The 11,678-nt window shown below is 49.1% G+C and carries 9 protein-coding genes; 3 read left to right on the top strand and 6 right to left on the bottom strand.

The window, feature by feature from the left end:
• Positions 1-286: 286 nt before the first annotated feature.
• Complete coding sequence (locus tag EHS89_RS02490; RefSeq protein WP_124924520.1) at positions 287-823, bottom strand: GNAT family N-acetyltransferase; 537 nt, start codon at positions 821-823, stop codon at positions 287-289.
• A gap of 1,052 nt (positions 824-1,875) precedes the next feature.
• Between EHS89_RS02490 and EHS89_RS02485 the strand changes: the two genes are divergently transcribed.
• The gene (locus EHS89_RS02485; protein WP_124924519.1) at positions 1,876-2,577 is read left to right on the top strand and encodes a DUF4145 domain-containing protein; all 702 of its coding nucleotides are present in this window, start codon (positions 1,876-1,878) and stop codon (positions 2,575-2,577) included.
• A gap of 85 nt (positions 2,578-2,662) precedes the next feature.
• Positions 2,663-3,301, top strand: a complete 639-nt coding sequence (locus EHS89_RS02480) for a hypothetical protein (RefSeq protein WP_124924518.1) — start codon at positions 2,663-2,665, stop codon at positions 3,299-3,301.
• 506 nt (positions 3,302-3,807) lie between these two features.
• Here the strand turns inward: EHS89_RS02480 and EHS89_RS02475 are convergent.
• The 5 genes from EHS89_RS02475 to EHS89_RS02455 are packed head-to-tail and all read right to left on the bottom strand — an operon-like array spanning position 3,808 to position 9,865.
• Positions 3,808-4,023 carry a formate dehydrogenase subunit delta gene (locus EHS89_RS02475; protein ID WP_124924517.1) on the bottom strand — a complete coding sequence of 72 codons (216 nt, stop codon included), beginning with the start codon at positions 4,021-4,023 and terminating at the stop codon, positions 3,808-3,810.
• Positions 4,024-4,035: 12 nt separating this feature from the next.
• Positions 4,036-4,920 (bottom strand): formate dehydrogenase accessory sulfurtransferase FdhD, encoded by an 885-nt coding sequence (gene fdhD, locus EHS89_RS02470; RefSeq protein WP_124924516.1) that lies wholly within the window; start codon positions 4,918-4,920, stop codon positions 4,036-4,038.
• Positions 4,921-4,935: 15 nt separating this feature from the next.
• Complete coding sequence (gene fdhF / locus EHS89_RS02465) at positions 4,936-7,803, bottom strand: formate dehydrogenase subunit alpha (RefSeq protein WP_124924515.1); 2,868 nt, start codon at positions 7,801-7,803, stop codon at positions 4,936-4,938.
• 2 nt (positions 7,804-7,805) lie between these two features.
• Entirely contained in the window at positions 7,806-9,386 is a 1,581-nt protein-coding gene (locus EHS89_RS02460; RefSeq protein ID WP_229753494.1) for a formate dehydrogenase beta subunit, read from the bottom strand.
• Entirely contained in the window at positions 9,386-9,865 is a 480-nt protein-coding gene (locus EHS89_RS02455; protein ID WP_124924514.1) for a formate dehydrogenase subunit gamma, read from the bottom strand. Before EHS89_RS02455 ends, EHS89_RS02460 begins: the two co-directional genes overlap by 1 nt.
• Before the next feature lie 211 nt (positions 9,866-10,076).
• On the opposite strand from EHS89_RS02455, the gene EHS89_RS02450 reads away from it, so the two are divergent.
• A complete protein-coding gene (locus EHS89_RS02450; RefSeq protein WP_124924513.1) occupies positions 10,077-11,156 on the top strand; it encodes a substrate-binding domain-containing protein in 1,080 nt (359 codons plus the stop codon).
• Positions 11,157-11,678: the final 522 nt, after the last annotated feature.

Genomic DNA, 11,678 nt, shown 5'->3' with positions numbered 1-11,678 from the left:
ACCACTGTACCCAAGGGGCATGCTAAGGGCACAGAGATCACTGAGAAGGTCAAAAGAAAACAATATGGGTAAGGGCTTTCATGTAATAGCTTTTATCATTTGAGATTTTTACCTCTGTGTTCTCAGTGTCCTCCGTGGTGAGAATGCTTTAAAAGTTTTTTAAGGGTAATAGCCAGGAAGAGCCTTCTTAATATCTTTGGAGAAAGCTCATAACGTAAGTCCGTTTTATTGGTGGGGCAATGTCCTTAAAAAAGCACTAAGCGATGCCCAGCAAAGGTATTAGGACTTACCAGTATTTTTGATGGTTAAGTGCTGATACACAGCTCGTATTCCCAACCTCGGGTGTTATCTCTTTCCCGGTTAGTGACTGTGCCAGCCAGCCGTGAGGAAAGCTCAGCTCTAGTGGAGCGGGGATCAGCGTTTCAGTGATTTGTTGAAAACCGGTTTTGCTGTAGTAGTTGGGATCGCCATAGGTCAGTAGTATTTCAACTCCCTGAGCTTTCATTGCTTTAATACCAAAGCGAATTAACTGCTGGCCTACTCCTTTGCCTTGTACTCCTGTTGATACGGCAACCGGTGACAGAATAAATGCAACCTTGTTGCTGGGCAGGGTAAAGCGGGAGTAGAAGATCGCACCGATAGTCTGGTTATCCTCTTTGGCCATAAACCCCTGCAGCTCTTCAGGAGGTGTGGAGTTGATCATTTCCCTGACTAAAGCACCGATAACCGCACCTTCATCTTTCCCTTCTGAATCAGAAAATACAGAAGTGAATAGTTTGATTACTTCTTCAGCGTGATCTGGAGTAAAAGCGCTCAGTTGCATTGGTAGGCTCACAGGGTTGGTTTTTTGATTATTTTACTTGGTTAAGCGTAGGTAGATAAATAGAGGGGATAAAGTTGTTGTTTTGAATTAGGGCTGGTGTAGCGAGGGTGATAGCGACTTCGCGATCGCTCTTAGTTGATAATCGAAGTACTTTTTGAATTTTTGTTCTGCTCTTGCTGAGCCTTATTATTTTAAAGACAGGGGGGCTTTGGGTGATTACGCCTACTTCCTTGTACCGCTATGGTTTTGTGTCTTTTTGATTGTCGTAGTACGCCTTATCATCCTGTTCCGCTCTCGCTGAGCGGGCCAAGGTCTTTAGTCGCTATGGTTTTGTATATTTTTGATTGTCGTACTGCAGCTTACCTTCTCGTTCCGCTCTCGCTGAGCGGCCAAGGCCTTTAGTCGCTATGGTTTTGTATATTTTTGATTGTCGTACTGCAGCTTACCTTCTCGTTCCGCTCTCGCTGAGCGGCCAAGGCCTTTAGTCGTTATGGTTTTGTGTATATTTGATTGTCGTAGTACGCCTTATCTCCCTGTTCCGCTCTCGCTGAGCGGGTCAAGCCCTTTGAACGGCAAAGGTCTTAACAATCTAAAGCCGTCGCCCACTGCTTGGTCGCTTCGCGACTTCCCTGCGCGTTTCACTGTTTAATGGGGGCTGCGGAACTCGACCGCTTCGCGCTCTCAGACAGTCCTCACCCTTATCCATTAATCAGTTGCAATGCTCGGCTGCACAGAAGGGGAGTATTAGTCTGTGCCAGCTTGTAGTTCAGTAGTCAGAATGAGTAATTACCAATATAGATCAATTGTACCCCTATGATTTATCGGGCATATTTAATCTATGGAACCGCGCGGCACCACCGCGCAACTGATCAAATGAGCCAGCTCATTTTCAGCGGACGAGAATGTAGTAGCTTCTTCTTAGATTTTCTCAGAATTTTACCGATAGCCGGTTGATACCTTACAAGGTGAGTAAGCTTACAAGCTTCCGGGCCTTGCAAGGGCATAATATTAAAGTTGTTAGGCACTCGTACAGAACGGAGTATTAAACACAGATGTCAGAATTAGTGAATGACTGCCCACGATGTGGGGCAAACAAAATCACCTTCGATCTAATCAGTGCGATTAAGACACGAATTGAATATGACTGGCAAAATTGGTACGAAGCTTTTTGCATCTGTAGGCAGTGTCGGCGTTCAACAGTATTTGTTCTTTCTGAGAGTGTTCATGGTGACTATAAGTACGTCCACAAAACCGGCTTGGTAAAGATTGAAGGTGCTGTAAACCGTTTTGTTGATGTTAAGGGTGTTATTAGCTTAAAAGACAAAGCAGCCTATGCCCCACCCGAATTTATACCTCCTGATATTGAAGCAGTATTCCGCGAGGGTGCAACCTGCATTACCGTTGGCTGCAATAATGCCGCTGGAACGATGTTCAGATTGTGCATTGATTTAATAACTCGAACACTATTGCCTGAAGGTGAAGCAGAAGGTTTAAATTATCGAACAAGAAGAGACCTTGGCCTAAGGCTACCGTGGCTATTTAAAAACAACTTGCTTCCACATGCATTAGAAGACATCTCTACTTGTGTGAGAGAGGATGGCAATGATGGTGCGCATCAGGGAACATTAACAGCCGAGGATGCAGAAGATTTATTGGATTTTACCTTTCTGCTACTAGAGCGCATTTATACCGAGCCAGAGAGATTAAAAGAAGCTCAGTTGCGTCGTCAAAAACGTCGCGAGCAAAATGCCTAACAAAGCCAGCCAGAGGGACCAAAAAACCGCCGCTTCGCTCTGGTTTTTCGGCCCCTGCTGGCGGCGTTAGCAGTTAAGGAGAGACATGGCAGAAGCATCTGGATTACTAAACGCAATCACTTGGGAACAGCTCTTGTTTGTTTTCTCTGTGGTTTTCATATTTCTATTTAGAAAACCTATTTGTATTCTTATTCCTCGAATCAGGAAAATTGGCAGGGATGGTGTAAGCACTGAATCTGCTCCTGAAATACAACTTGAGAAACAAAATTCAGAAGCAGTCTCAGAGCTGCTAAACGTGGTACAAAACACAATAGTCATTACCGATCTAGAAGAGCGCATCAAACATGACCTTAAGGTGAAAAATCTAAGTTACGACAGTGATACTGAAAAAGTATTAACAAGGCATTTAGCAGGGACGCAGTTACTCCTAAATTTCGAACAAATACACACCTTAATATTCGGAAGTCAGATCTATCTACTTAAAAAATTAAATGAGTCCGTTGGCCAAGGGCGAAGCGTTGACTTTGTTTTAGATCACATAGCACATGCCAAAGAGCTTTTTTCAAACAACCTTGGCAACTGGCCCGACGACAAATACTTGAATTTCCTGTATGAGCGGCATTTGATAGTTCGACACGAAGAACAAATTCATATTACGAACTTAGGTGTTGAGTACCTTGTTTGGATAGCTCGGAGTGGTAAGAGTGATAGCAATCCACTTTAAAACTGCTAACAAAGCGTTTAAAAATCGCTAAAATTAGCGAGGTAGGACAGGCATGTTTCAATCCCGCGTAATCAAGGGATCAGAGTCGTTGGTTTCTGCTCAAGAAATTTGCCTGTTCCCTCATTGTTTTCCGAGTAACGTGTTACTAAGAAACAAAAAAAATGGGGTTAGAGTAAAATTGTGATCTTTTAGCTGGCACGGACTAATACTCCCCCTTTCTGTACAGCCGAGCATTGGAATGAATCAATAGATAAGTGCGAGGACTGTTTGAGCGGGCGGAGCCCGTGAGTTCCGCAGCACCTATTGATTTATGAAACGCGCAGGGGAGTCGCGAAGCGACCCAGCAGTAGGGGCGGTTTTGGATTGTTAAGGCTTTTGGGCGCCCAAAAGTCTTAACCCGCCGAAGGCGGAAAATGGAGCCAAGCATCACTAATGAACGATCAACTTACACTGTAGAAACGGAAAAAAGGAGCCAGCGGCTCCTTTTTACTTTCTAGTTACTTATCTTAAAGTAATACGATCGCCTGTTTAGCAATCGGTGACAGTTCACTACCGTCGCTTTCCAGATACTCTGTTATCTGAGCTTTCATAGATCTAGCCCAGAATTTGCGAAGGTGGTCTGCAACCATCTTAGCTTCGGCGACATCATCGCCAATGTGGGTGTTGTTGGCGGCGATCTGATTAGCCATTTTTATCAGGCTGGCCAGTTGATGATTTCCCATTCTTAATTCCTCTTATTCTTTTTCAGCTGGCGCATTCTCTTTAACTAAGAGTGCTTGATTGTAGATAACGTGACGGCCTGGACGGGCGAAGCCGATCAGATTTAATCCTGCCTGTTTGGCCAGGTCCAGTGCCAGTCGTGTTGGTGCGGATACGGCGACCAGGGTGGGCACGCCACAGCTGGTGGATTTGTGCACCATCTCATAGCTGGCGCGGCTGGAGACCAGTACAAAACCCTCGCTGAGATCGGTATCGCTCTGCTTTAGCGCACCGAGCAGTTTATCCAGAGCATTATGCCGGCCGATATCTTCCCGCAGTAGTTGTATTTCACCGCTTTGGTTACACCAGGCGGCACCGTGGAAGGCACCGGTCAGTGATTGCAACGGTTGCTGTTGGGTAAGTTCAGATACAGCCTGTTCAACGGCTTGAGCCTGGATCATCGGAACAGCGCTGACCGGTTTAACCGGTCGGATTGCCTGTTCCAGGGATTCAGCGCCACACAAACCACAACCGGTACGGCCGGTGAGGTTACGGCGGCGTTGCTTGAGCTGCACGGAACGCTGGGTGGTGATCGACATACGAATCTCCACGCCAGTGCTCAGGTTATCCGCATCGGCGACCACATCGATCTCGTAGATCTCCTGTGGCGTTTTTACGATGCCTTCACTAAGACTGAAGCCTACCGCGAAATCTTCGAGATCGCAGGGACTGGCCATCATCACCACGTGGGAGATACCGTTGTAGATCATCGCTACAGGGATCTCTTCAGCGATGCTGTCCAGCGCATCCAGCTGGCAGTTGTTCTGCCAGCGGGATACCGCCGCCTGATTGTGGCAGTTATCCACGCTCAGGCTGATGCTATCATCGTTGATTGGCTGTTCTGGTTTCTTCATAGCCATTGGATTTTTCCTGCGTTAATCCCGCGCTTTAGCCTTTTTTTCACGACCTTCTTTAAGGAAGCTTAGCTGCTTGTCATTAAACTCGTGATAGCGTTGCTGCCATTGCGATGGTTCGTTGACTTTTACCGCCTGCACTGCGGTTACCTTGTACTCAGGGCAGTTGGTGGCCCAGTCTGAGTTATCCGTGGTAACCACGTTAGCGCCGCTGCCTGGATGATGGAAGGTTGTGTAAACCACACCCGGTTGCATCCGGTCAGAGACTTTCGCACGCATCACGGTTTCACCGGCGCGGCTGGCAATACCAACCCAGTCGCCATCATTCAGACCGCGATCTTCTGCGTCCTGCGGATGAAGTTCCAGTACATCTTCATCATGCCATGCCTGATTCTCTGTACGACGGGTTTGTGCGCCAACATTGTACTGCGACAGAATCCGGCCAGTTGTTAACAGCAGTGGATACTTGCGGGTTGAACGTTCTTCGGTTGCCACATATTCGGTGATCGCAAAGTGACCTTTACCGATCGGGAAGCTATCGATATGCATGGTCGGCGTACCGTCCGGTGCTTCATTGTTACAAGGCCACTGGATACTGCCCATCTCTTCTAATCGGTCGTAATTAACACCGGTGAAGGTCGGCGTCAGCAGGGCGATCTCATCCATAATTTCTGATGGATGGCTGTAGTTCATCTCATAGCCCATCGCATTCGACAGGGCCTGAGTCACTTCCCAGTCCTGCATTCCAGCTAATGGCGGCATTACCTTGCGTACACGGTTGATACGACGTTCGGCGTTGGTAAAGGTACCGTCCTTCTCAAGGAAGGAGGCGCCAGGCAGGAATACATGGGCGAATTTGGCTGTCTCGTTAAGGAATATATCCTGTACTACCAGGCATTCTAGCGAGCGCAGGGCTGCCTGAACGTGATTGGTATTTGGATCGGACTGGGCGATATCCTCACCCTGACAGTACATACCCTTGTAGGTACCATCCAGCGCAGCATCGAACATATTCGGAATACGCAGGCCAGGTTCGTTATCGATAGACACTCCCCAAACCGCTTCAAAGCGAGCCCGGACTTCATCATCAGCAACGTGCTGGTAGCCAGGTAGTTCGTGCGGGAAGGAGCCCATATCACATGAGCCCTGCACGTTGTTCTGACCGCGTAGCGGGTTAACACCCACACCTTCACGACCGATGTTACCAGTGGCCAGTGCCAGGTTGGCGATACCCATCACCATGCTGGAACCCTGGCTGTGCTCAGTTACACCCAGACCATAGTAGATCGCTGCATTGTTAGCGTTGGCATAGATACGGGCGGCACCGCGTAGCTCTGTAGCATCAATGCCGGTGACCGAGGCGGTATTTTCCGGCGAGTGACGGTCTTCGCTGATAAAGCTGCGCCATGCCTGATAAGCTTCTGTTTCACAACGTTCAGCGATGAACGCGGTGTCTTCCAGCCCTTCGGTGATAATCACGTGTGCCATGGCATTGATAAAGGCAACGTTACTGCCCGGACGCAATGTCAGGTGGTGATTGGTTTCAACATGGGGGCTTTTCACCAGGTCGATTCGACGCGGATCGGCAACGATCAGCTTAGCGCCCTGACGCAGACGCTTCTTCAGCAGTGAACCAAATACCGGGTGGGCATCGGTCGGGTTTGCACCGATTACCATCACCGCATCGGCGTACATGACAGAATCGAAAGTCTGGGTACCTGCTGACTCACCCAGGGTGGTCTTGAGGCCGTAACCGGTCGGCGAGTGGCAGACCCGGGCACAGGTATCGGTATTGTTGTTACCGAAGGCCGCACGGATCAGCTTCTGTACCAGGTAAGTTTCTTCGTTAGTACAGCGGGAAGAGGTGATACCACCGATGCTTTCGCGACCATACTTTTCCTGAATACCCTTCAGCTTGCTGGAAGCGAAGCTCAGTGCTTCTTCCCAACTTACTTCCTGCCATGGCTGATCGATAGAATCACGGATCATCGGCTTGGTGATACGGTCGTCATGGGTGGCATAACCAAAGGCAAAACGACCCTTAACGCAGGAGTGACCATGGTTGGCCTGACCATCTTTGTAAGGCACCATGCGGATCACTTCTGAGCCTTTCATCTCAGCTTTGAACTGACAGCCAACACCACAGTATGCGCAAGTGGTCACAACGCTGTGCTCTGGCTGACCCGCGTCAATAACCGATTTTTCCATCAGTGTTGACGTTGGGCATGCCTGTACGCAGGCGCCGCAGGAGACACATTCAGAATCCAGGAATGGTTGCTTCTGGCCCGGTGAAACGGTGGAGTCAAAGCCACGGCCATCGATGGTCAGTGCGAAGGTACCCTGAACTTCACCGCAGGCGCGAACGCAGCGGGAGCAGACGATACATTTGCTCGGATCGAAGCTGAAGTAGGGGTTGGAATGATCTTTTTCGGCCGACAGATGATTGTCGCCCTCAAAACCGTAGCGTACTTCACGCAGGCCAACTTCACCGGTAACGTCCTGTAGTTCACAGTTACCGTTAGCCGGACAGGTCAGACAGTCCAGCGGGTGGTCGGAGATATACAGCTCCATAATATTACGGCGCAGTTTACCCAGACGCTTATTCTGAGTAACAACTTTCATGCCTGCTTCAGCCGGTGTGGTACAGGAGGCTGGAGTACCGCGGCGCCCCTCAATCTCGACTGCACAGATACGGCATGAGCCAAAGGCTTCCAGATTATCAGAGGCACACAATTTAGGGATATTGATATCCGCTTCGGACGCTGCACGCAGTACCGAGGTACCCTCAGGTACCGTTACCGATACGCCATCGATCTCTAAAGTAACCAGGTTTTCAGAAACCTGAGCTGGAGTACCGTAATCTTTTTCAGGATCAAAATGCTGCAACATGATCAGGCACCTCCTTTAGAGCTGATAGCTGGTTGATTGAAGTCTTCGGGGAAATGCTTAACCGCACTCTGAACCGGGAAAGGGGTCATACCGCCCATCGCACACAGAGAACCATCGATCATGGTTTCGCACAGATCTTCTAACAGCTCCATATTAGCTGCCCGGTTTTCATCGTTGCGAATGCGATCGATAACTTCGACGCCGCGGGTTGAGCCGATGCGACAAGGGGTACACTTACCACAGGACTCAGCGACGCAGAACTCCATAGAGAAGCGTGCCTGTTCAGCCATATCGACCGTATCGTCAAACACAACGATACCGCCGTGACCCAGGCCAGCACCTACTGCCTGGAAGGATTCATAATCCATCGGCGTATCCCACTGGCTTTCCGGCATGTAAGCGCACAGTGGTCCGCCTACCTGTACTGCACGCATCGGACGTCCGCTAAAGGTGCCGCCGCCAAAGTCTTCTAGCAGTTCTCGCAGCGTGACACCGAAGGCCATCTCGATCAGGCCTCCGCGTTTGATATTGCCCGCCAGCTGGAACGGTAGGGTACCCAGAGAGCGCCCCATACCGTAATCTGCATAAGCCTGACCACCTTCAGCGAGAATGTAAGGTATCGCGGCCAGTGACAGTACGTTATTGACGATAGTTGGCTGACCAAACAGGCCAACTATGGCTGGCAAAGGGGGTTTAGCCCGGACCATACCGCGTTTACCTTCAAGGCTTTCTAACAGCGAGGTTTCTTCACCGCAGATATAAGCTTTGGCACCCAGGCGTACTTCGAGATGGAAGGTTTTGCCACTGCCCTGAATATCTTCACCGAGGAATCCGGCGGCTTCAGCTTTGGCAATTGCTTCATTCAGAATCTGGTGAGCTACCGGGTATTCGGAGCGCAGGTAGATATAACCCTGGTCTGCGCCAACAGCCAGACCCGCGATGGTCATACCTTCGATCAGCATAAAAGGGTCGGCTTCCATCACCATACGGTCGGCGAAAGTACCAGAGTCGCCTTCATCGGCGTTACACACTATATACTTCTGATCGCCGTCCGTAGGGCTGGCATCCAGCACTGTCTGCCATTTGATACCGGTAGGGAACGCTGCACCGCCACGGCCACGCAGGCCTGAGGCTTTTACTTCATCAACAATGGTTTGGCCACTCAGTGACAGGGCTTTAAGCAGACCTTTGAAGCCATCGTGTGCCTGGTAATCTTGCAGTGATACCGGGTCGGTAATACCTGCACGGGCGAAGGTCAGACGTTGCTGTCTCTTAAAGTAGGGGATCTCTTCTGTGAGTCCCTGACACAGTGGATGTGACGTTTCACCGGTCAGAAAAGACTGCTCGAACAGGTTATCAATATCTTGAGTCTCAACCGGGCCATACGCTATTCGGCCGTTTGCCGTTTCAACTTCTATCAATGGTTCAAGCCAGAACATTCCCCGGGAGCCATTACGGATGATCTCTATCGCTTCGCCGCGTTTAGCGGCTTCTGCTGCTATCTCTGCAGCAAGACGATCTGCGCCCATTGCGAGGGCGGTCGTATCGCGAGGGATATATACCTTGGTACTCAGAGCAGTCATTACAGCACCTCCAGCTTTTGTGAGCGCAGCTCATCGATCAACTGGTCAAATTTTTCAGTGGTTACCCGACCGACTATCTCGTCGTTAACCCGTACTGAGGGAGCACAGGCACAATTGCCCAGACAGTACACCTCTTCCAACGTGACGCTGCGATCAACGGTAGTACCGTGATAATCAACCCCAAGGGATGACTTTGCATGGGCTTCCAGTTGACGGGCTCCCATCGACTGGCAGGCTTCAGCACGACACACTTCAACGGTATGTTTACCCGGTGGCGTAGTGCGGAACTGGTGATAGAAACTGATAACGCCATGGATGTCGGCGCGGGACTGGTTCAACGCAGCTGCGATCAGCGCTACCGAATCAGTTGGGATGTAGCCCAGTTTATCCTGAATGCCGTGCAGAATCGGTAGCAGTGCTCCCGGTTTATTCTGCAGACGGGTGATCACCTCTGTCACCTGCTCTAACTGTGTGGTCATTGTTGTTATTTTCCTGTGTCAGACAATTGGCTGTCTGGTTTTAAATATGTACTAGAGTTCATATCTAACGGTTTAAACTTGTGTATGACTGTGTTTCCAACTGCGTTGCTCTAAAGATCAATGCCAAGTATTACAACGCTACAGCTATACATTTATAGTAAGTTTAAAGTAGCATTTGTTCCATAAATACAAAATATGAAATGTCGTGCATATGAAGAGAGTTCAGGTTGTACCTACCTGGTCATTCCGGGATAGCGAAGGTAACCAGTTGAATCCGCAATTGTTTTCGTTGCTGGGTGCTATTCATGAAACAGGAAAGCTCACAGCGGCGACGTCGCAAACAGGCATTTCTTATCGTCATGGTTGGAATTTACTCAAGACCTGGGCGGCTTTTTTTGGTTTGCCCCTGGTTGAGATGCAAAAGGGTAAGGGGGCAAAGCTGACCGCATTGGGGGAGAAACTACTCTGGGCAGAGCAACGGGTGGTTGCACGACTGGAGCCTCAGTTAGATAGCCTGGCATCTGAGCTCAATATGGAGATCCACCGGGCGCTGGAAGGGGTTAGTCCATTAATCCGGCTGCATGCCAGCTATGGTTATGCGGTGGCGTTACTGCCCGGTTTTTCTGAAAAGATACAACTGGATCTTCAGTACAAAAGTGCCGAGGAGGCGTTGGCCTCTCTGAATCGGGGTGTTTGTGATGTGGCGGGCTTTCATGTACCGGTAAATGGTCGTGCCGGAGGTATGAGTGAAGAGCTTTATGAAACCTATAACCGACACCTGAAGCCGCGGGTACATAAGATTATCAAGTTTATTACCCGGCGACAGGGGTTGATGATCAAGCCTGATAATCCTAAACAGATTGAAGGTTTACAGAGCCTTGTCAAAAAGGATGTGAAATTTATCAATCGGCAAAAGGATTCCGGTACCCGGGCGTTACTGGATGAACTGCTGTCACGGGAAGGGATTAATAGCCAGCAAATAAAAGGCTTTGATGATGAGGAGTTTACTCACTCAGCCGTGGCAGCATTTGTAGCAGCCGGGATGGCGGATGTAGGAATGGGGGTTGAAGCGGCTGCGCGACAGTTTGGACTTGATTTTATACCGTTATCTTCTGAATACTATCTGTTAGTGTGCCATAACAGAACCCTGAAGCAGGAAGCGATGCAGCGGTTGTTGGATATCATACGTAGTGAACCTTTTCATCAGGCGGTCGGTAAACTCCCCGGTTATTCGCCGGATGACTGTGGTGATATCGTGACGGTGGATATGGTCTTTGCCGAGCGCAACTAGAGAGTTTAAAAAAGAGGGTAGTTGTAAAAGCCAGCTTACAACTTTACATATTTGAGTATGACTAAGTCCCGGTGATTTTATTCAAGTACCTGATTATCAGGTTTTTTAATTATTGGGCGCAGATATTGTATATATCTTTGATGTAGCCATTAGCTTAGCGTAAGCCCAGCGCTGTTTTCTGTTGCTAAAACTATCTTCTAACGAGCTTTGACAGTGCTTCGCCATTCTTACTCCAATACGCCTTACCTAAGGGCTAATTAAGCTTTGGGGAGACGTATGAAGATTATTAACATTAGGAAGATTGCCTATTATCTGGGAGTTGCCTACGTCATTCTGGCTGTATCTATGTTTCTGTTCGGATTTGTCGGCGCGATTATTTTTTACCTTTCAACTTGAATCACGGGCGAGTTGTATTCCGGTTGCTTCTCGAAAGCCTGAACAGGTGCTGCTGGCGGCTGTTATGGGTTGAGGAACGTCGGTATTTCATTGCCATTGTTAATAGTCAACTTTCGGTGGCCATAA

Origin of the sequence: Amphritea balenae (assembly GCF_003858655.1) — a bacterium.
GTDB classification, from domain to species: Bacteria; Pseudomonadota; Gammaproteobacteria; order Pseudomonadales; family Balneatricaceae; genus Amphritea; species Amphritea balenae.
This window is presented reverse-complemented; position numbering and strand designations above follow the sequence as displayed.